This is a genomic window from Flavobacterium gelatinilyticum (assembly GCF_027111295.1).
In the GTDB taxonomy this organism is placed as follows: Bacteria; Bacteroidota; Bacteroidia; order Flavobacteriales; family Flavobacteriaceae; genus Flavobacterium; species Flavobacterium gelatinilyticum.
In genome coordinates this window covers 2,294,844-2,317,787 of the sequence record NZ_CP114287.1, presented here as the reverse complement: position 1 = coordinate 2,317,787, position 22,944 = coordinate 2,294,844, and the positions used below count along the sequence as shown (strand labels likewise).

Below are 22,944 nucleotides of genomic sequence, written 5' to 3'. Positions count from 1 at the left end.
GGTAGTGTTTTAAGTCGAAAGTTTGAAAGTCCAAAGCCTAAAGTCATTCGTGACTTTACAACTTTATGACATTTGACTTTAGACTAGGCTAAGAATCAATTTTTTAATTGCAAATAAATCAATAGTAAAAACTATGATGAATAACAGAAACAATAAAGATAAAAATCCAGTAAAAAGATTTAACAAAATCTCTATTGGATTGGCTTCACCAGAATCTATCCTAAAAGAATCAAGAGGAGAGGTTTTAAAGCCAGAAACAATTAACTATAGAACTCACAAACCAGAGCGTGACGGACTTTTCTGTGAAAGAATCTTCGGACCAGTAAAAGATTTCGAATGTGCTTGTGGTAAGTATAAAAGAATTCGTTACAAAGGTATCATCTGTGACCGTTGTGGTGTTGAAGTTACTGAGAAAAAAGTACGTCGTGATAGAGTAGGACACATCAACCTTGTTGTGCCAATTGCTCACATCTGGTACTTCCGTTCTCTTCCAAACAAAATTGGTTATATCCTTGGTCTTCCATCTAAGAAATTAGATATGATCATTTACTATGAAAGATACGTAGTAATCCAAGCTGGTATCGCTAAAAATGCAGATGGAGAATCATTACAAAGATTAGATTTCTTAACTGAAGAAGAATACTTAAACATTTTAGATACTCTTCCACAAGAAAACCAATATTTAGACGATTTAGATCCTAATAAATTTGTTGCCAAAATGGGAGCAGAGTGTATTATGGATTTATTAGCTCGTATTGACCTAGATGCTTTATCTTATGAATTAAGACACAGCGCTAACAACGAGACTTCTAAACAAAGAAAAACTGAGGCTTTAAAAAGATTACAAGTTGTTGAGTCTTTCCGTGAGTCTAACGAAAACCGTGAAAACCGTCCTGAGTGGATGATTATGAAAGTGGTTCCAGTTATCCCGCCGGAATTACGTCCGCTTGTGCCACTTGATGGAGGTCGTTTTGCAACTTCAGATTTGAACGATTTATATCGTCGTGTAATCATCCGTAACAATCGTTTGAAAAGATTAATGGAGATTAAAGCTCCAGAAGTTATCTTAAGAAACGAGAAACGTATGTTGCAAGAATCTGTAGATTCATTATTCGATAACACACGTAAAGCTTCTGCTGTTAAAACAGAATCAAACAGACCATTAAAATCATTATCTGACTCGTTAAAAGGTAAACAAGGACGTTTCCGTCAAAACCTTTTAGGAAAACGTGTGGATTATTCTGCTCGTTCGGTAATTGTCGTTGGTCCAGAGTTAAAATTATATGAGTGCGGATTGCCAAAAGATATGGCATCTGAGTTATACAAACCATTCGTTATCCGTAAGTTGATCGAAAGAGGTATTGTAAAAACAGTAAAATCTGCTAAGAAAATCATTGACAAAAAAGAGCCTGTAGTTTGGGATATCCTTGAAAACGTAATTAAAGGACACCCAGTATTACTTAACCGTGCTCCTACTTTGCACAGACTTGGTATTCAGGCATTCCAGCCAAAATTAATTGAAGGAAAAGCGATCCAGTTACACCCATTAGTATGTACGGCATTCAACGCCGATTTCGATGGTGACCAGATGGCGGTTCACTTACCATTAGGACCAGAGGCTATTTTAGAGGCACAATTATTAATGTTGGCTTCTCACAATATCTTGAACCCTGCAAATGGTGCTCCAATTACTGTACCTTCTCAGGACATGGTCTTGGGTCTATACTATATGACCAAAGAGCGTATTTCTACAGAAGATCACAAAATTATTGGTCAGGATTTGACTTTCTACTCTGCTGAAGAAGTAAATATTGCATTAAACGAAGGAAGATTAGAATTGAATGCTCGTGTTAAAATCCGTGCAAAAGATTTTAATGACGCTGGAGAATTAGTGTACAAAATTATTCAAACAACTGCAGGGCGTGTATTATTTAACGAAGTAGTACCTGAAGCAGCTGGATATATCAACGACGTATTGACTAAGAAAAACCTTAGAGATATTATCGGACACATTTTAAGTGTGACTGATGTACCTACAACGGCAGCTTTCTTGGATAATATGAAAGATATGGGTTATAAATTCGCATTTAGAGGAGGTTTATCATTCTCTTTAGGTGATATTAGAATCCCAGAACAAAAAACGAAGTTAATTGCAGATGCCAGAGAGCAAGTTGAAGGTATCTCAACTAACTATAACATGGGTCTTATTACAAATAACGAGCGTTACAACCAGGTTATTGACGTATGGACTTCAGCGAATGCTCAGTTAACAGAGTTGGCAATGAAAAATATTAGAGAAGACCAGCAAGGTTTCAACTCTGTATATATGATGCTTGACTCTGGGGCGAGGGGTTCTAAGGAGCAGATTCGTCAGTTAACTGGTATGCGTGGTTTGATGGCTAAGCCTAAAAAATCTACTGCCGGTGGTGGTGAGATTATTGAAAACCCGATTCTTTCTAACTTTAAGGAAGGTCTTTCGATCCTTGAGTACTTCATTTCTACTCACGGTGCTCGTAAAGGTCTTGCGGATACGGCTCTTAAAACAGCCGATGCTGGTTACTTGACAAGAAGGCTTCATGACGTTTCTCAAGATGTTATTGTTAACATCGAAGATTGTGGAACTTTAAGAGGTGTTGAAGTTGCAGCATTGAAGAAAAATGAGGAAATCGTTGAATCTTTAGGAGAGAGAATTCTAGGACGTGTTGCATTACAAGACGTTATTAATCCTCTTACTAACGAAGTAATGGTTAAATCTGGAGAGCAAATTACTGAATCAATTATGAGAACTATCGAAGCTTCTCCAATTGAGAAAGTAGAAGTTAGATCTCCATTAACTTGTGAAGCTTTAAAAGGTATTTGTGCTAAATGTTACGGTAGAAACTTAGCTACAGGTAAGATGACACAAAGAGGTGAAGCTGTCGGAGTTATTGCCGCTCAGTCTATTGGAGAGCCAGGTACACAGTTAACACTTCGTACGTTCCACGTTGGAGGGGTTGCCGGAGGTATCTCTGAAGAGTCTAGTATTATTACAAGATTTGCAGGTAGACTTGAAATTGAAGATTTAAAAACAGTTAAAGGAGAAGACAGCGAAGGAAACTCTGTTGATATCGTAGTTTCACGTTCAACTGAGTTAAAATTAGTTGACGAGAAAACCGGAATTGTTTTAAATACACATAACATTCCTTATGGATCTAGTATTTTTGTAAATGATGGAGATACTGTTGCTAAAGGAACTGTAATCTGTAAATGGGATCCATATAACGGTGTAATTGTTTCTGAGTTTACTGGTAAGATTGCTTACGAGGATTTAGAGCAAGGACAATCGTTCATGGTTGAGATCGATGAGCAGACTGGTTTCCAGGAAAAAGTAATTTCTGAGGCTAGAAACAAAAAATTAATCCCAACTTTATTGGTTTACGGTAAAGAAGGTGAATTAATTCGTTCTTACAACTTACCGGTAGGTGCACACTTAATGGTTGAGAATGGAGAGAAAATTAAAGCAGGTAAAGTATTAGTTAAGATCCCACGTCGTTCTTCTAAAGCGGGCGATATCACGGGAGGTCTTCCTAGAATTACTGAGCTGCTTGAGGCTCGTAACCCTTCTAACCCGGCTGTTGTATCTGAAATTGATGGTGTTGTATCTTTTGGAAAAATTAAGAGAGGTAACCGTGAGATTGTTATCGAGTCTAAATTTGGTGAAATTAAAAAGTATTTAGTTAAACTTTCTAGCCAAATCTTAGTACAAGAAAATGACTTCGTAAGAGCGGGAGTTCCATTGTCTGACGGTGCAATTACGCCAGATGATATCTTAAGAATTCAAGGTCCGGCTGCTGTTCAACAGTACTTGGTAAATGAAATTCAAGAGGTTTACCGTTTACAAGGGGTAAAAATTAATGACAAGCACTTTGAGGTAGTTATTCGTCAAATGATGCGTAAAGTAAGAGTTCAGGATCCTGGTGATACTTTATTCTTAGAAGATCAATTAATTCATACTAAAGATTTCATCGTTCAAAATGATAAATTATATGGTATGAAGGTGGTTGAAGATGCGGGAGATTCTTCAGTATTGAAACCAGGTCAGATCATTACACCTCGTGAATTACGTGATGAAAATTCATTATTGAAACGAAATGATAAAAATCTTGTTGTAGCAAGAGACGTAATTACTGCAACTGCAACGCCAGTTCTTCAAGGTATTACAAGAGCTTCGTTACAAACTAAATCATTCATTTCTGCGGCTTCATTCCAGGAGACAACGAAAGTACTTAACGAAGCTGCTGTAGCTGGTAAGGTAGATGATTTAGAAGGATTAAAAGAAAATGTAATCGTTGGACACAGAATTCCTGCAGGAACTGGTATGAGAGAATACGATAACACTATCGTAGGATCTAAAGACGATTACAACGAAATGATGGCTAATAAAGAAGAATACATTTATTAATTAGGAAACTATGAGTAATCCGAAACAACAACAGGATCAAATTAATATTGAGTTAGACGAAACTATCGCAGAAGGAATTTATTCTAATCTTGCGATTATTAATCACTCATCATCAGAGTTTGTTTTAGATTTTGTGAGCATTATGCCAGGGATTCCTAAAGCCAAGGTAAAGTCAAGAATTGTTTTGACACCACAACATGCTAAAAGATTATTAAGAGCAATAGGTGAAAATATCCACAGATTTGAAGCAGCTCATGGCGAAATCAAAGAAACGGAACAAGCACCAATACCGCTTAATTTTGGTCCTGCGGGACAAGCATAAATTTTTAAAAGACCCCATTTATTTGGGGTCTTTTTTTTGTATATAGTTGAGACAAAGTGCATTTGAACTGATTTAATTTGCATTCATCGACTAAATTTCTTTTTGGTTAAGTATTGTTTTAATTTGCTTAAGCCTATGAAAGATTAATTTTTGAAATATAATGACTTAGTAAGGTTGATTTAATTCAAATTAAGAGAAGCGCTGATTGAATCAGCGCTTTTTTTTGTTCTTTATAAATTTTGAAATATTTCTTTTTTCCTTCCCAACCTTTTCTTAAAAAATATGCTCTATATAAATAGGAGTCATCAGGAATGATTTAAATTTAAATAGAGTAAAGTATGAAAAAGAGATTCACTTTAGAAATTGCAGATCCTTGTTCTGAAAATTTTGATAAAATGATTCCTAATACAGGAGGTTCATTTTGTAATTCATGCATGAAAAATGTAATTGATTTGAGCAAAAAAACGAATTCAGAAGTAGCTAAATTCATTGCAGAAAACAAAGACAAAAATATTTGTGCGAGACTGAAAACAACACAGTTAAATGAGAAATTTGAATACAATGAAACTTCTAAGATGAATACTTTAAAATATGCAGCAGTTGCAGCATCTGTTTTACTGGCCTCAAATCTTACAGCGCAAGAAAAAGAGCCAGTTAAAACTGAAGTAAGTCCAAAACCTTATGGTTATAAAGTTGGTAAAGCAGCTTATCGCCAAAAAGTAAACGAAGAAGTTTCAATAACAATAAAAGGAAAATTACTAGAAGCTAAAACAGGAAAACCCTTCGACAGAAAAGAATATTCAAATTTAATGCTCGCCGTTAATGCTTCATCAAACCCTGTAACTGTAAATCCTAAGACAGGAGAGTTTGCTATAGAAACAAAAGTTTTAAAGAATAGTAAAAGTCTAATGATTACAGTTAGCGGAAATGACTATTATTTGTCAAAAGAAATATCTTTTTCGATCAAATCAGTTAAAAATAATGTCTTGATGCAGAATATAATAGTGAGTCAAGATGAACTTACCAGGATTTATATTGCCGGAGGACTAGGAATTAATTACACTGAACGATAATCAGATTTACATATTGGGGAATGTAAATAAAAAAGGCTGTCTATTTTTTTTAGACAGCCTTTTACATATTTATTGAATAAAGTATTAATCAAATTCTGATGTAAAGTATAGTTTCACAGAAGGATATTTACTCTGTGTCATTTGAATAGTAAAATCAGAATCGGCTAAAAATACCAACTGACCAAATTTATCATGAGCAAGAAATTTTTGTTTAATACGTTTAAACTCTTTGAATTCCTCATTTTTTGCATCGTCAGGTTTTACCCAGCAGGCCTTATGGACAGGAAAGTTTTCATAAGTACATTTTGCACCGTATTCGTGCTCCAAACGGTACTGAATAACCTCATACTGAAGTGCCCCAACTGTCCCGATAACTTTACGATTGTTCATTTCAAGTGTAAACAACTGTGCTACACCTTCATCCATTAACTGATCAACTCCTTTTTCCAGCTGTTTAGCTTTCATTGGATCGGCATTGTTGATGTATCTAAAATGTTCCGGAGAGAAACTAGGAATTCCTTTAAAACTCATAATTTCGCCTTCGGTTAAAGTATCTCCAATTTTAAAGTTTCCTGTATCGTGTAATCCTACGATATCTCCCGGATAAGAAATATCTACGATTTCTTTTTTCTCTGCAAAAAAGGCATTCGGACTTGAGAATTTTAAATTTTTCTTCTGACGAACGTGATAATAGGGTTTATTTCTTTCAAATGTTCCCGAAACGATTTTAATAAAAGCTAAACGGTCACGGTGCTTCGGATCCATATTAGCGTGGATTTTAAATACGAAACCGGACATTTTCTCTTCTGCGGGATCAACTGTTCTGGTCTCTGAATCTTTTGGTCTTGGAGATGGTGCAATTGTAATGAAACAATCTAATAATTCGCGAACTCCAAAATTATTTAAAGCAGAACCAAAAAATACGGGTTGGATTTTTCCGTCTAAATAATCCTGACGCTCAAATTTTGGATAAACTTCATCGATCAATTCCAATTCTTCACGAAGTTTATTGGCTGCTTTTTCACCCACAATTTTATCTAATTCAGGATTGTTCTGAACATCAGAGAAAGCAATTGTTTCTTCGATGTTTTTGCGGCTGTCTCCGCTGAAAAGATTGATGTTTTCTTCCCATAAATTATAAATTCCCTGGAAATCATACCCCATTCCGATAGGGAAACTTAAAGGTGTTACTTTTAAACCTAATTTCTGTTCAACTTCATCCATCAGGTCAAAAGCATCTTTACCTTCACGGTCCAGTTTGTTGATGAAAACAATCATCGGAATGTTACGCATTCTACAAACGGCAACCAATTTTTCAGTCTGCTCCTCAACCCCTTTTGCAACGTCAATTACAACGATTATACTATCAACAGCGGTTAAAGTCCTAAATGTATCTTCGGCAAAATCCTTGTGTCCCGGAGTATCAAGGATATTGATTTTTTTGTCTTTATAATTAAAAGCAAGTACAGAAGTCGAAACCGAAATACCTCTCTGGCGTTCGATTTCCATAAAGTCACTCGTTGCTCCTTTTTTAATTTTGTTATTTTTTACTGCTCCTGCTTCCTGAATAGCACCTCCAAATAACAGTAATTTCTCTGTTAATGTAGTTTTACCGGCATCAGGGTGCGATATAATTCCAAATGTTCTTCTGCGTTGTATTTCTTTTAAAAAGCTCATATTTCGTATAAATAGGTTGCAAAAATACTATTAATTACCGCTTAATAAAAATATTCGGTTCTTTTGAGAGCGAAAAAATTAATAAAAAAGGCTGTTCAAACGAACAGCCTTTGAATTAGTCATTTTAAATTACTGATTAATTGACCAAATTGAATATCCTTTTGGAGGACATTGTATTTTTACCCATTTATCTGCCTGAGTAGTCGGGTACCAGGTTGAATTTCCTGTGAAATCCTTAATTTGTGTATTGGCCCAATTGGTTTGAATCCATCTTTCCTGCCAGGTGTCAGAATTATTAATGTAAACTACCAATCCCGGATTTCCATTGTAGCCGTTTCTTCTTGCTACATATTCGTCATTATCAGAATATAAAATAGAAGTTGTTCCGGTTGCTTTATTGTTGTGAATCCAGATTAGGTTATTCAGCTTGTTTTTGTCTAACCATTCTTCATAATCCCTGTAAAAGATAGTTGGATATCCTTCGTGAGTCAATATATACGAATACGCCAGAAGTTTGCTCCAGATTTCATCCGTATCATGATTGGTTACAAAAGTAACGGCTTTGTATGGATTACGTTTCCACATCATGTCATCATTTAAAAGCGCAAGATTATTTCCGTCAAAAGCATCGTTCATTTTATAATAACAGGCAAAATCAAAAACAGAACTATTGGCATTATTAGCCCACCATTCAAGAGTGTTTACATTTGAATCCCAGTATTCTCCAACAGAAAATCCGCCTACATTTGCATTCCATGCATTTACTACCCACGGACCAAAACCTTTAACATAATCAAATCTCCATCCGTCAAATTTCATCGTGTTTTTATAATATTTCCCAACTCCGTCAGCTCTCAGCCACAGCCAGTCCTGAACATGAGGATTTGCATGGCATAAATCAGGAAAGCCTCCAAATGCACCTTCATCATTGTTTCCGTAACTGTTTTTGTAAAAATCATTGTAATTTCGAGTAAATTTTCCCGAGGCTACACCGCTGAAATTCGTCCAGGTATTGGTTCCGGTGTAAGGATTAGCTTCAGATTGTCCGCCGCTGTTATGATTGATAACGATATCGGCATAAACTTTAATATTTTCATTATGAGCAGCTGTAATTAAGTTTACCAATTCGGTTTTAGAACCAAATCTGGTTTCTACGCTTCCATTCTGATTGTAATCTCCAAAATCAAAATAATCTGTTGGATCATATCCCATCGAAAAAGCTCCGTTTTGTGCTTTAGAAGCAGGAGGAAGCCAGATCGAACCAATTCCAGCATTTCCCCAGGCAGTTACTTTACTGCTTACTGTGTTCCACCAGTTTCCGCCCGCAGGAACATCCCAGTAAAAGGCCTGCATCATAACACCTCCTCCCGGATTATCAACATATTTCCCTGTCAGCGACGATTTAGAATCGCCGGTACTAAAAGGTTTTCCATCGTGATGTGTTACGTTAATGATTTGAAATTCTTTGCTTTCTGCTTTTGCTTCAATTTCGTTTGTTTCGTTTTCCGAGCAAGAATAGAGAAATGTGGTAACAGCAGCCAGCAAACATAATTTTGCAATAGGTTTTTTCATAATAGATGTGGTTAAGGTTAAATAGTAAATTTTGTAATTCTTAATTTTAAACATCAAAAACATTTATATTGATATTTTTAGATACTGTAAATTATTAATTACGTAACGAATGTAGGTTTTTTTTGATTCGGTTTTAATTTGTAAGAAAATAGTTTTTTACGAAAACGTTGTAGTGTTGAGAACTTTTTTTATGATTAAAAAATTTTGTACTTCAAAGCAATATTTCGTTTGATTCCGTGCCGTAAAAGGGCTTAAAATAAATCCGTACTTTATTTGATTTTATTTCTGTCCCATAATTTTTTGTTAATACTATTGCTGATAGTTGTATTATGTAATTGAATTGTTATTTTTGTTCGTTATTAGTTAAAAGAACCGAGATTTATTATTTAGGCTTTTTAGTGTTTCTAAAAGTTTAAAATTGAATTAAATACCAAAGCGATTTTACATTAAAATAAAATTCTGAATAAATGTTATTAAAAAAATTACAGCTAAAAACAATTGATTACAAGTTTGTAATAATGTTTTGTTTTTCACTTTTTTTCACTTCAATTGCAGCAGCACAAGAGATAATTCCTGATGTTGTGGCTGAAAAACCAGCTGAAATTCCTTCGGGCGGAAAGCTTAAAGTTGACGGTATTATTGCAACGGTAGGAGATTATATTGTACTTGATTCTGATATCGACAAAGGATTTCTGGAAATAACAAGTCAGGGGGGGAATATTAAAGATATTACAAGATGCCAGATGCTTGGAAAACTTTTAGAAGACAAATTATATGCACACCAGGCTATTCAGGATAGTATTATTGTAAGTGATGCCGAAGTTAGAAGTATGATGGAAGAACGTCTGAATTATATGACGCAGCAGGTTGGAGATATCAACAAGGTTGTAGCTTACTATAAAAAGAGTTCTGTAGAAGAATTTAAAACGTATTTTGCCGATATCTTAAAAGAGCAGAAACTGGCCTCAGAAATGAGAGATAAAATCGTAAAAGAAGTAGAAATTACGCCTGAGGAAGTTCGTAATTTTTTCAAAAAAATACCTAAAGAAGAACTTCCGACTTTTGGTGCTGAAATGGAAGTAGCACAGATCGTAGTTGAACCAAAAGTTTCAAAAGAAGATAAACAAAAAGTAATTGACAGATTAAATGCTATCAGACAGGATGTTTTAGACGGTTCTAGTTTTGCTACAAAAGCAGTTTTATATTCACAGGATCCAGGGTCTTCGCCTAATGGAGGATATTATAAAATGACCCGTAAGACACCATTCGTAAAAGAATTTAAAGATGTTGCGTTTAGTCTGCAGGAAGGAGAGATTTCAGCTCCGTTTGAAACCAGTTTTGGATTCCATATTATTATGGTAGATAAAATTAAAGGTCAGGAAGTTGAATTACGTCATATTTTGATTGCGCCAACAGTTTCTGAAAGTGCTTTAAAAGATGCAAAAGAAAGAATTACCAATATCAGAGCTAAAATTGCAAGCAAAGAAATTTCTTTTGCAGATGCTGCAAGAAATGAATCTGATGAAAAAGAAACAAGAGCTAACGGAGGTACTTTAGTAAATCCAAATACTCAGGATACACGTTTCGAACTTACAAAAATGGACCCTACATTGTATGGACAGGTTTCTAATTTAAAAGATGATGAAATTTCACAGCCTCTTTTAAATACAGATGACAGAGGTAAGAAAACATACAAGTTGATTACGGTTACCAACAGAATTGACGAGCATACTGCTGATTATGCTAAAGATTACACTAAAATTAAAGAATTAGCATTAAAAGAAAAACAAATCAACGCTATTGCAAAATGGTTTGATACTAAGATCAAAGATACTTATATCAAAATTATCGGTGAATACAGAGATTGTTCGTTTGCTAACAACTGGTTAAAAAAATAATTTTTATTAAATAAATAAAAAGAGTTAGTTTTATGAATTCATAAAGTTAACTCTTTTTAATTTTAAATACACTCATAAATGTCTGACGTTACAGCAATTCACAATTTAGTTCAGAAACGCAACGAATTAAAAAACGAAATAGCAAAAATTATTGTAGGGCAGGATGCCGTTATAGATCAAATTTTACTTTGTATATTTTCAGGAGGACACGCGCTTTTAATTGGTGTTCCTGGTTTGGCAAAAACTTTAATGATCAATACTTTGTCTCAGGCATTGGGTTTAGATTTTAAAAGAATCCAGTTTACTCCGGATTTAATGCCTTCTGATATTTTAGGAAGTGAAATTTTAGATGAAAACAGACATTTTAAATTTATTAAAGGACCTATTTTCTCTAATATTATTCTTGCTGACGAGATCAACAGAACACCGCCTAAAACTCAGGCAGCTTTATTAGAGGCCATGCAGGAACGTTCGGTAACAATTGCCGGACAAAACTATAAGTTAGATTTGCCGTATTTTGTACTGGCTACACAAAACCCAATTGAGCAGGAAGGAACCTATCCTTTGCCGGAAGCACAGTTAGACCGTTTTATGTTTGCGATTAAATTAGAATATCCAACTTTTGAAGAAGAAGTAAAGGTGGTAAAGCAAACCACATCTGATAATAAAGTAGAAATAAAACCTCTTTTTACTGCTCAGGAAATTATAGATTTCCAGCATTTAATCAGAAGAATTCCTGTGGCAGATAATGTTATAGAATATGCAGTTACTCTGGTAAGTAAAACACGTCCGGATAATGCTTTGACAAATGATTTTGTAAAAAACTATCTGGATTGGGGAGCAGGACCAAGAGCGTCACAGAATTTAATATTGGCAGCGAAAGCCCATGCCGCTTTTAATGGAAAGTTTTCTCCGGATATTGAAGATGTAAAGGCTGTAGCGACCGGAATTTTAAGACACCGAATTATTAAAAACTACAAAGCAGATGCTGAAGGAATAACAGAAGAAGTTATTATTAAAAAGCTGATGTAATTTGTTTTAAAAATATAGAAACCCAAACCAGTTCCGGTTTGGGTTTTTTGTTAAATAGATTTAATGGTTTCATTAATAAGAAAGATGGGCTTGTTGTAAATTAACTTTTGCAGTAAAACCCCGATTAATGAAGTATACTTCTTTCCGTCACATTCATACCACCAATACGAACTGTATTTATAATTGGCTTTTTCCATTTTGTTGAACCAGATTTCATCATGATTAGCAATTACAATTTTCTTTGATTTAATAATTTTGTACCCGTCGCCGGTCCAGCAGATCAAAGGATTATGAGATACCGTTTTTATATAAGTGAGTTTTGTTCTGGTATCGATTTTAAAAACCTCATTGTTTATCCAAGTGCCTTTTGTAGTATCGTATGTTGAATTGAGATCACGAATGAAATTTTCGTCAGTTTGGTTTATAAACTGGAAACTTGTTGTCAGTAGAATTACAAACGATACAATTACAAGACGGATTCCCGATTTAATTTGCGGTGCTTCATGCTGTGTGAATTTTGGTTTTATAAATTTGATAAGAATCAGCATCGGAACAATCTGGTATAAAATAAAACATAATAACCCAATAGTATGATGCAGTGTATTCTCTTCTGTACAATTGAAAATAACTAATGTTATAATTCTAAAATAATTTGAAACGATATTCAAAAGTATAACTAAAAAGCAAAAGAAAAGAATCTGCAAAGTTCCATAAAATTGTTTTTGCTTTTTTTCTTCTAATGTCATTAAGACTGCTCCTGATAATAATCCGGTTTTAAACATTGATAATCCCATACAGGCAGTGTCAATTGTTATTTTGGCATTATTGATATAAAAATTAACACCTTCGATTTTATCTATAGCGATAAAGTTTTTCAACGTTAGATAAACCCCATAACAAAGTCCTTGTTTTATTTCTGAAGTTAAATGATTTGAAAGAGCGCTAAAAAATGTCGAAAAAAGAATGATACAGATAAAAGCAATAAAAGAAAATCTTCCGGTAAAATAATGAAACACAAGACAGCAGAATAAAATCAGGGATAAAAAATGAACCGATTTAGTATGAAGCCTGAAGCTGATTAATTCCAAAAGCACAATGAAAGCGAAAAGAAAATAGTTTAACTTGAAATTTGTTTTTCTTCCGCCAATAACAAAGAGACTTATTCCTGCCAATATTCCCAGAAAATCTGTGTTTACGATCGTTAACAGCATCCTGCCGTTAATTGCGAAAAGAAATACTATCGCAATAACGGCTGACACTGTATGGTTTTTAAAGAATATTTTTTGCATTAACTGGCGAGCTTTTGTTTTTTGTAATACAATAGAATCAGTGATATTCCTAAAACGATCATCAGCCATTCATGCGGTTCAGGGACAGCTCCGTCGTTATTTATCGAAGCGTTTCCTAAGGTATTTACATTCTTTTCAATTCCATTTTTCTTATAATCGTCATCGGTTTCCAAAACAATCAAAGAAGAAATAGGTGTTACAATATTGGCATCTTTTGCCAGATCGACATATTTGTTTTGTTTCAATGTGTCATTTTGTATTTCGACCTGATCATTTAGTACTTTTCCAAAACAAAACATTCTGTACAAATGATTAGAACCTTTTAGAGCGGTTTTATCACCAGCCTGGTTTTCCTGAATCGAAATACCGGCAGTTTCCAGATTTACGCTGTCGTCGCTTGTTTTGAATTTTACAAATTTGTTTTTGCCAATTAGGGTTACGCAGTTCGTAAGATCTGTAGTTATGTAGTCAACATATTTTTGTTCTTTAACAGTCTGCCAAAACGGATTAATTTCATCTGAAATATTGATGACTTTTAAATGCTTATCCTTTGCTTTGGTTTTGATTTTTGTCAAATAATCAGATGATTCTAATTCTTCAAAATTGCACGAAAATGTTCCTGATTTGGTTATGATTAAACTGTTTTCTTTTAGATCAAATAGAGGAAGCAGGGAGTAATTCAATTCTTCAAATCGATTAAAAAGTTCCTGATAATTAGTATTAGTCAATAATTGCTTTTCATTATGCAGTACAACAAAGTATTTTTTGTCTCGTAATTGTAAAAGAGCTTCAATTTCTTCAATTTTCCATTTGTTGCTAAGATCCAGAATAATTTCATCAGGTGCAAATGCCACTTGTTCTTTTATAATTGGCTTTGCTTCATAACTTTTACCTTTCCATATGAAGGCACTTTTTTGTGTTTGCTTATTTAAAGGAACAGAAGCCTCCCATTTATCAAGACCTTTACTGTTGTTTATGTAATAGTTACTAACGAGATCAAAATCTTTTGAGGCATTAAAAGACGTATTTCCATCTATCTGAATTCTGGAAATAGTTACAGCATTGTTGATATTGGGACCTTTTATATTCAGACTTTTATACGTCATTTTATTATTTGTGACTTGCAAAGGAGTAGTAAAACCGCATTTAAAAGTTCGGGGTAACTCGCTCGTAATTGGAAAAACACGAACTGTTACCCGATTACCTTCTTTCCATTGCATTAATGACGGATCACGGGCTTCGACACCTACAATTTGATTATAGGCAGCTTTAGCTTTTTCTTTAGTAGTTAAAACTCCTTTTCTTTCTATTCCGTTTACCCATAAGGATAATGAAGTAGCAACAGAACCTTCAGGAAGCTGAAATGAATAAATAGCTTCGTTTTGGCGCCAGCTTTTTTCGTCGCAGACAATGTCCATTGTAATCTCGGTGTAAGCAAGGCGGTCGTTTGGATAGATTTTTACATCTTCTTTGATGTTTTTAGTCGTGAGATCTTTTCCGCTCCATAACTGTTCTTCGGTTTCTAATCTTTTATCGAAATTAGATTTCAGAATATTTATTTTATCATCAGTACTTAAATTAATAGTCTCAGTAAACTTATAAGCAATGTTTAAGAAGGGATTATGGGTTTTTCTTTCGTTGTACTGCTGTTTGCCTGGCAAGCCGCCAAGTCCCCTCATTTCAAAAAAATCCTCAGTTGCGATGTAAACAATGTCTTTTTTTAGAAGAATTTCATTAAAAAAGTTCGGTTTTAGATTCTGCGAAATGATAATATATTCAGGAAGATCAGTGCTTTGGCCTTCGAATGTTTTTGCGGCGCCAAATTTATTTATTCTGCTGCTTTCCGTATTTAGCAGCAAGATAAAAACAATCAGACCGACAAAAACAATTCCTATTCCGGAGCAGAAAGCATATATATTGCTTTTTTGCTTCGTAAGTGTTTTGAAAAGAATTGAAATATGAATGATAGATACAATTCCGGGCACCAAACCATAAAAGCCCATTCCTAATATAAGTATACCTACTGCTGAAAGTCCGCAGATTGGTAATAGAAATACAGTGTAATATAAAATCAACAGAAAAGATCCTCCATTTATAAAATAAGATACGATGCTGCTGTTTTTTGTCTTTGGAAAATCACCGTAAATAATAAAGTTTGAGAAACAAAAAAGAAAGGTTGTAACATACACCCAAATTGGCAGATTTTCAAATACATTGACAAAAATATTGGTTGAGAAGCATCCTATAAACCAGTTCAGGAATAAAAACGGAATTAAGTGCTGGTATTTAGCTCTTTTACGTAAGATGTTAAAAGACAGGATAACGCCGTAAGGAAGAAGGATGACAATGTTGATCATTGCGAGAATTTCAAAACCTTCGCCGCTATGACTGCTTCCTATTAAAGAAAAAACTAAGATGGCGATGCTGATTAGGGTTACAATCAGGCTTATGTTTACGCCGGTTTGATTTTTGAAATATTCTTGTATTTCGTTTTTCATAATTATTTTTGGTTTTATCAGAAAGTACTTTGAGTTGCAAAGTTACAATAATATTTCAATCGGTAACATTTTTATGTTCTTTTTTTGAGAAGTAACAATTTCTTAAAACAGGATAAATGTGTTCTGTGTTTTGAAGAAGGAAATCAGAAGAAAAAAGGGTAACTATAACGTTATAATTGGTTATTTAGAAAGGTTCTTAGTGAAAACAGATGTAAAATCTGACTTCGGGCTTAACATTAAATTTCGACTTTGTTAAAGAAAAGATTTTAAAATGCCAATAATTCATTTTTTTAATTTGAAATTAAGATTTTGGCAAAAACAAGCAGTGAAAATCGTTTTTTAGCAATAATAATTTTTGAAAAGGGGAGTTCTATTATATTTTTTTTAATTATCAGCTTTAATGTTTAAATTTGCATCAAAAAAATAAATCTGCCTTTATTATGAACATTTATAAGGATTATATTCAAGAGATTGAAGAAAGAAAAAATCAGGGGCTTCACCCTAAGCCAATTGATGGAGCTGAATTATTAAGCGAAATTATTGAGCAAATTAAAGATTTAAATAACCCATATAGAGAAGATTCTCTTAAATTTTTTATTTACAACACTTTACCGGGAACAACTAGTGCTGCCGGTGAAAAAGCTAAGTTTTTAAAAGAGATTATTCTTGGTCAGTCTGTAGTAAATGAAATTACTCCTGCTTTTGCTTTTGAGTTATTATCACACATGAAAGGCGGACCTTCAATCGAAGTATTGTTAGATTTGGCTTTAGGAAACGATGCATCTATCGCTAAACAAGCGGCAGAAGTTCTTAAAACACAAGTTTTCCTTTATGACGCAGATACAGATCGCTTAAAAGAAGCATTTAAAAACGGTAGTGCAATAGCTAAAGAAATTATCGAAAGCTATGCTAAAGCTGAGTTCTTTACTAAACTGCCGGAAATCGCAGAAGAAATTAAAGTTGTTACTTATATAGCAGGTGAAGGTGATATCTCTACAGATTTACTTTCTCCTGGAAATCAGGCTCACTCACGTTCAGATCGTGAGCTTCACGGTAAATGTATGATTACGCCGCAAGCACAGGAAGAAATTCAGGCGCTTCAGGCAAAACATCCGGATGCAAGTGTAATGCTTATTGCAGAAAAAGGAACAATGGGAGTTGGTTCTTCGAGAATGTCAGGTGTAAATAACGTGGCACTTTGGACAGGAAAACAAGCAAGCCCGTATGTTCCGTTCGTAAATATTGCTCCAATTGTTGGAGGAACAAATGGTATTTCGCCAATTTTCCTTACTACTGTAGATGTTACAGGTGGTATTGGAATTGACCTTAAAAACTGGGTTAAAAAACTGGATGCAGATGGAAAACCGGTTCTTAACGAAAATAATGAACCAATTCTTGAAGAAGCATATTCTATTGCTACAGGAACTGTTTTAACAATAAACACACAAACTAAAAAACTGTATAACGGCGATCAGGAATTAATTGATATTTCAAGATCATTTACGCCGCAGAAAAAAGAATTTATCAGAGCTGGAGGATCATATGCAATTGTATTTGGTAAAAAACTTCAGACTTTTGCTGCTAAAGTTTTAGATATCGAAGCTCCGGCTGTATTTGCTCCGTCTAAAGAAATTTCTAATGAAGGACAAGGTCTTACGGCAGTTGAAAAAATCTTCAACAGAAATGCGGTTGGTATTGCTCCGGGTAAAGTTTTACATGCAGGTTCTGACGTACGTGTAGAAGTAAACATTGTAGGTTCTCAGGATACTACAGGACTTATGACGGCTCAGGAATTAGAATCTATGGCTGCGACAGTTATTTCACCAATTGTTGACGGTGCTTACCAGTCTGGTTGTCACACTGCTTCAGTTTGGGATAAAAAAGCGCAGGCAAATATTCCAAAATTAATGAAGTTCATGAACAACTTTGGTCTTATCACAGCTCGTGATCCTAAAGGTGTTTACCACTCAATGACCGACGTTATCCACAAAGTACTTAACGATATTACTATCGATGAGTGGGCTATCATTATTGGTGGTGACTCTCATACCAGAATGTCTAAAGGTGTTGCTTTTGGTGCTGACTCCGGGACTGTTGCTCTTGCACTTGCTACTGGTGAAGCTTCAATGCCAATTCCTGAATCTGTAAAAGTTACTTTCAAAGGAGATATGAAAGGGTATATGGATTTCCGTGATGTGGTTCACGCTACCCAAGCTCAGATGCTTAAGCAATTCAACGGTGAGAACGTATTCCAGGGAAGAATTATCGAGGTTCACATTGGAACACTTACTGCTGACCAGGCCTTTACATTTACAGACTGGACTGCCGAAATGAAAGCAAAAGCTTCTATCTGTATTTCTGAAGACGATACTTTAATCGAATCTTTAGAAATTGCAAAAGGAAGAATTCAGATCATGATCGACAAAGGAATGGATAATGAAAAACAAGTTCTTCAGGGATTGATCAATAAAGCAGATAAGAGAATCGCAGAGATTAAATCAGCAGAAAAACCTGCTCTTACTCCGGATGCAAACGCTAAATATTATGCTGAAGTGGTAGTTGATTTGGATCAAATTGCAGAGCCAATGATCGCTGACCCGGATGTTAATAATAAAGATGTTTCTAAACGTTATACTCACGATACTATCAGACCATTATCTTTCTACGGAGGAGAGAAAAAAGTAGATCTTGGATTTATCGGGTCTTGTATGGTTCATAAAGGTGATATGAAAATCCTTGCTCAAATGTTGAAAAATGTTGAAGCACAAAAAGGTAAAGTAGAATTTAATGCACCGCTTGTAGTAGCGCCTCCTACTTATAATATTGTAGATGAGCTTAAAGCCGAAGGTGATTGGGAAGTTCTGCAAAGATATTCAGGTTTTGAATTCGACGATAATGCTCCTAAAGGTGCAGCTCGTACAGAATACGAAAACATGTTATACTTAGAACGTCCGGGATGTAACCTATGTATGGGTAACCAGGAAAAAGCGGCTAAAGGAGATACAGTAATGGCAACTTCTACTCGTCTTTTCCAGGGAAGAGTAGTAGAAGATTCTGAAGGTAAAAAAGGAGAATCATTACTTTCATCTACGCCGGTTGTTGTTCTTTCTACAATTTTAGGAAGAACTCCTACTATGGATGAATATACAGCTGCGGTAGACGGTATCAACTTAACTAAGTTTGCGCCATCTAACAAGCAATTAGTTATGTAATCGAAGATTATTTAATCATAATTCAAAAGCCCGAGTCGATAAAACTCGGGCTTTTTTAATAATAATTGCGCTATTTTTTGTAACTTGTCGTGTTCAAAAAAGAATAATAAAAACAATAAATCTATGGCTTTTGATATTGAAATGATTAAAAAGGTGTACGAAAACATGCCGGGCCGCGTTGATAAAGCGCGTGAGATCGTCGGTCGTCCACTTACTTTAACAGAGAAAATTTTGTACAATCACCTCTGGGATGGAAATCCGTCAAAGGCGTTTGGCAGAGGAGTTGATTATGTTGATTTTGCGCCGGATCGTGTTGCTTGTCAGGATGCAACCGCACAAATGGCATTACTGCAGTTTATGCATGCCGGTAAATCAAAAGTTGCGGTTCCTACAACAGTTCACTGCGATCACCTTATTCAGGCAAAAATAGATGCTGTAACCGATTTGGCAAGGGCAAAAACACAAAGTAATGAAGTATTCGATTTCTTGTCGTCTGTTTCTAATAAATACGGAATTGGTTTCTGGAAACCGGGAGCAGGAATTATTCACCAGGTAGTACTTGAAAATTATGCTTTCCCTGGCGGTATGATGATTGGTACCGATTCTCATACTGTAAACGCAGGAGGTTTAGGAATGGTCGCAATTGGTGTTGGCGGGGCAGATGCTGTAGATGTTATGTCAGGAATGGCATGGGAGCTTAAATTTCCAAAATTAATCGGAGTAAAACTAACTGGTAAATTATCAGGATGGACAGCTCCAAAAGATGTTATTCTTAAAGTTGCCGGTATTCTTACTGTAAAAGGAGGAACAGGTGCTATAGTTGAATATTTTGGAGAAGGAGCAACCTCAATGTCTTGTACAGGTAAAGGAACTATTTGTAACATGGGAGCCGAAATCGGAGCGACAACATCGACTTTTGGTTACGATGATTCAATGAGCCGTTACCTTCGTTCTACAAACAGAGCTGATGTTGCAGATGCAGCAGATAAAATAGCTTCTTACTTAACCGGAGATCCAGAGGTATATGCTGATCCTGAGCAGTATTTTGATCAGGTTATCGAAATCAATCTTTCTGAATTAGAACCGCATTTAAACGGTCCGTTTACTCCGGATTTAGCGACTCCAATTTCTAAAATGAAAGAAGAAGCCATTAAAAATAACTGGCCATTACAAGTTCAGGTAGGTTTGATAGGTTCTTGTACAAACTCTTCATACGAAGATATTTCACGTGCCGCTTCTTTAGCTAAGCAGGTTGCTGCGAAAAATTTAAAAACAAAAGCAAAATTCACTATTACTCCGGGATCTGAAGTTGTGCGTTCTACAATCGAAAGAGACGGATTCATTGATACATTTAATAAAATCAACGCAACAGTATTTGCTAATGCCTGCGGACCATGTATTGGTATGTGGGATAGAGAAGGGGCTGAAAAAGAAGAAAGAAACACTATTGTGCATTCTTTCAATCGTAACTTCTCCAAACGTGCAGACGGTAATCCAAATACCTTGGCATTCGTAGGTTCTCCGGAACTGGTGACAGCTTTAGCTATTGCAGGTGATTTAGGATTTAACCCGTTAACGGATAAATTAATCAACGAAGATGGAGAAGAAGTAATGCTGGATGAACCAACCGGAGATGAACTTCCAGCCAAAGGTTTTTATGCTGAAGATCCGGGATTTCAGGCTCCGGCAGAAGATGGTTCAGGGGTTCAGGTTGTGGTTAATCCGGAATCAGATCGTCTGCAGTTATTGGCGCCGTTCGATCCTTGGGATGGACAAAATATCATAGGTGCTAAATTGCTGATCAAGGCATTTGGGAAATGTACTACAGATCATATTTCTATGGCTGGACCATGGCTGCGTTTCCGTGGTCACTTAGATAACATTTCTAACAATATGCTGATTGGAGCTGTAAATGCATATAATCAGAAAACAAACTCTGTTAAAAATCAATTAACCGGACAATATGATGCTGTTCCTGCTGTTGCGCGCGATTACAAAGCTGCTGGAGTTCCGTCTATTGTAGTGGGAGATCATAACTACGGAGAAGGTTCTTCTCGTGAGCACGCTGCAATGGAACCTCGTTTCTTAGGAGTTAAGGCAGTATTGGTAAAATCTTTTGCCCGTATACATGAAACAAACCTTAAAAAACAAGGTCTCTTAGGATTAACATTTGCAAACGAAGCAGATTACGACAAAATTCAGGAAGATGATACTATTAACTTCTTAGATTTAACCGAGTTTGCTCCGGGTAAACCTTTAACGCTGGAATTTGTTCATGCAAGCGGTACAAAAGATATCATTCTGGCTAATCATACGTACAATGAAGGACAGATTGGATGGTTTGTGGCAGGTTCTGCATTAAACTTAATTGCAGCTGGAAAAGCTTAATAAAATAAGATTGAATTATATTTATGAACGCCCTGTAAAAACAGGGCTTTTTTTTTAAAGCAGATTCATTTATTGTTTTTTTTAGCAGGTACGTATTTTTTTATGTTTTATTAAATACAGAAATACCTTACTGTGTCTTTGTTTAAGCACAAAAAACATGTTATGAAATAATTATTAAAAGAAGATTTTATAACTGTCAGGAATAGTATAAGTTACGGATTTTTGATTTTAAACCCATTAATTTGAGGTAAAATAATTGTTAAAAAATGCAAATTTTTTGCATAAAAAAGTTAAATTCGCCTTTTAGGCAATATATTTGCAGAAATCGAGTTCAAATTGTTGTTTAAACTTAAAAAAGTAGTAACAAAACTTTAATAGGTATGGTTTTTAGATTAATTGTAGTAGTGTTTTTTTTTAGTGTAGGTGTCTTTTCTCAGGAAAAATATACCAAACATAAAATATCAAAAGGAGAAAACCTTACTGTAATTGCTAAAAAATATGGTGTAAAAGCTAAAGATATTCAGGAAGCAAATCCTAATGCACCAAAAGTATTAAAACTAAATTCGGTTTTATTAATACCAAACAAAAACGTAAAGTCAAGTCCTAAGCCCGCAGAAACTATTGCAGCGGCCTCTTCCGGTTCACACGAAGTTTTAGCTAAAGAAACCCTTTGGGGGATTTCAAAAAAATACAATGTTTCTGTTGATGAACTTAAGAAAGCCAATCCTTCATTAGAAACAGAAGGACTAAAAATAGGACAGCAAATTGCAATTCCTTCAAAAACATCTTCATTGACAGAAAATACTACTAAGGAAACGGAAATAGTAAATTCAGAAATACCTTCAACAGATGTTGAGGTTATTATAGAAGTACAGCCAAAAGAAACAAAATATGCCATTGCCAAAAAATACGGAATAACAGTAGCAGAACTTGAAAAACAAAATCCATTTATAAAAGGAAAACTTCCGGTTGGATACGTTTTAAAAATAAAAACATCTAAAGAAAAAGCAGACGCTGCTGCAACTCAAAATCCTGTTCAGGATCCGGCAGGAATCCAGCCTTTAAAAGAAGAAAATATACAGATTGCCGATAACACCACTGTAAAAACAGATTCAAGTTTAGTACGTCTTAACAGCAATTCAGATTTAATCGATAAGTTAATTGTAAGTGCCACAGAAAACATAGGAACACGTTATCGATCGGGCGGTACTACAAAAGCAGGATTTGACTGTTCCGGTTTAATGTTTTGTACTTTTGGAAATTTCGATATAAAACTGCCAAGAAGTTCAATTGAACAGTCTCGTGTAGGAACAAAAATTGCTTCTGCAGAAGCTCAAAAAGGAGATTTAATTTTCTTTAAAACAAATGGAAGACGCCATATTAATCACGTAGGCATGGTGGTTGAAAATGCAGAGGGTGAAATTAAGTTTGTTCACTCTTCAACACACGGCGGTGTTATAATTTCTTCTACAAAAGAACCTTACTATCAAAGGTCTTTCTCTCAAATAAATCGTATTCTGGAATAAGATTTTATGAACTAAA

The 22,944-nt window shown here is 35.0% G+C and carries 12 protein-coding genes; 8 read left to right on the top strand and 4 right to left on the bottom strand.

What is annotated here, in order from left to right:
* Positions 1-133: 133 nt before the first annotated feature.
* The 3 genes from rpoC to OZP11_RS09675 all read left to right on the top strand — a co-directional run bounded on the left by rpoC (position 134) and on the right by OZP11_RS09675 (position 5,836).
* Positions 134-4,441, top strand: a complete 4,308-nt coding sequence (rpoC, locus tag OZP11_RS09685; protein WP_281235008.1) for a DNA-directed RNA polymerase subunit beta' — start codon at positions 134-136, stop codon at positions 4,439-4,441.
* Between the two features lie 10 nt (positions 4,442-4,451).
* A complete protein-coding gene (locus tag OZP11_RS09680; protein ID WP_281235007.1) occupies positions 4,452-4,763 on the top strand; it encodes a DUF3467 domain-containing protein in 312 nt (103 codons plus the stop codon).
* A gap of 338 nt (positions 4,764-5,101) precedes the next feature.
* On the top strand, positions 5,102-5,836 hold the full coding sequence (locus OZP11_RS09675) for a hypothetical protein (RefSeq protein WP_281235006.1): 735 nt from the start codon (positions 5,102-5,104) through the stop codon (positions 5,834-5,836).
* Between the two features lie 84 nt (positions 5,837-5,920).
* Here the strand turns inward: OZP11_RS09675 and OZP11_RS09670 are convergent, their stop codons facing one another.
* Together OZP11_RS09670 and OZP11_RS09665 are read right to left on the bottom strand one after the other, a co-directional pair.
* Positions 5,921-7,513 (bottom strand): peptide chain release factor 3, encoded by a 1,593-nt coding sequence (locus OZP11_RS09670; protein WP_281235005.1) that lies wholly within the window; start codon positions 7,511-7,513, stop codon positions 5,921-5,923.
* A gap of 129 nt (positions 7,514-7,642) precedes the next feature.
* Positions 7,643-9,085, bottom strand: a complete 1,443-nt coding sequence (locus OZP11_RS09665) for an alpha-amylase (protein ID WP_281235004.1) — start codon at positions 9,083-9,085, stop codon at positions 7,643-7,645.
* Positions 9,086-9,552: 467 nt separating this feature from the next.
* Between OZP11_RS09665 and OZP11_RS09660 the strand changes: the two genes are divergently transcribed.
* The gene (locus tag OZP11_RS09660; RefSeq protein ID WP_281235003.1) at positions 9,553-10,983 is read left to right on the top strand and encodes a peptidylprolyl isomerase; all 1,431 of its coding nucleotides are present in this window, start codon (positions 9,553-9,555) and stop codon (positions 10,981-10,983) included.
* A 78-nt stretch (positions 10,984-11,061) separates the two neighbouring features.
* Positions 11,062-12,015 (top strand): AAA family ATPase, encoded by a 954-nt coding sequence (locus OZP11_RS09655; RefSeq protein ID WP_281235002.1) that lies wholly within the window; start codon positions 11,062-11,064, stop codon positions 12,013-12,015.
* Positions 12,016-12,065: 50 nt separating this feature from the next.
* Here OZP11_RS09655 and xrtN read toward each other — a convergent pair whose 3' ends face one another.
* Positions 12,066-13,304 carry an exosortase N gene (gene xrtN / locus OZP11_RS09650; protein WP_281235001.1) on the bottom strand — a complete coding sequence of 413 codons (1,239 nt, stop codon included), beginning with the start codon at positions 13,302-13,304 and terminating at the stop codon, positions 12,066-12,068.
* Positions 13,304-15,802, bottom strand: coding sequence for an XrtN system VIT domain-containing protein (locus tag OZP11_RS09645; RefSeq protein WP_281235000.1), 2,499 nt, complete (start codon positions 15,800-15,802; stop codon positions 13,304-13,306). Before OZP11_RS09645 ends, xrtN begins: the two co-directional genes overlap by 1 nt.
* A 440-nt stretch (positions 15,803-16,242) precedes the next feature.
* Here OZP11_RS09645 and OZP11_RS09640 point away from each other — a divergent pair, with 440 nt between their 5' ends.
* From OZP11_RS09640 to OZP11_RS09630, 3 genes are all read left to right on the top strand, one after another.
* On the top strand, positions 16,243-19,014 hold the full coding sequence (locus tag OZP11_RS09640; protein WP_281234999.1) for a bifunctional aconitate hydratase 2/2-methylisocitrate dehydratase: 2,772 nt from the start codon (positions 16,243-16,245) through the stop codon (positions 19,012-19,014).
* Positions 19,015-19,137: 123 nt separating this feature from the next.
* A complete protein-coding gene (locus tag OZP11_RS09635; protein WP_281234998.1) occupies positions 19,138-21,402 on the top strand; it encodes an aconitate hydratase in 2,265 nt (754 codons plus the stop codon).
* A 380-nt stretch (positions 21,403-21,782) separates the two neighbouring features.
* Positions 21,783-22,928: a peptidoglycan endopeptidase gene (locus OZP11_RS09630; protein ID WP_281234997.1), complete on the top strand. Its 1,146-nt coding sequence runs from the start codon at positions 21,783-21,785 to the stop codon at positions 22,926-22,928.
* Positions 22,929-22,944: the final 16 nt, after the last annotated feature.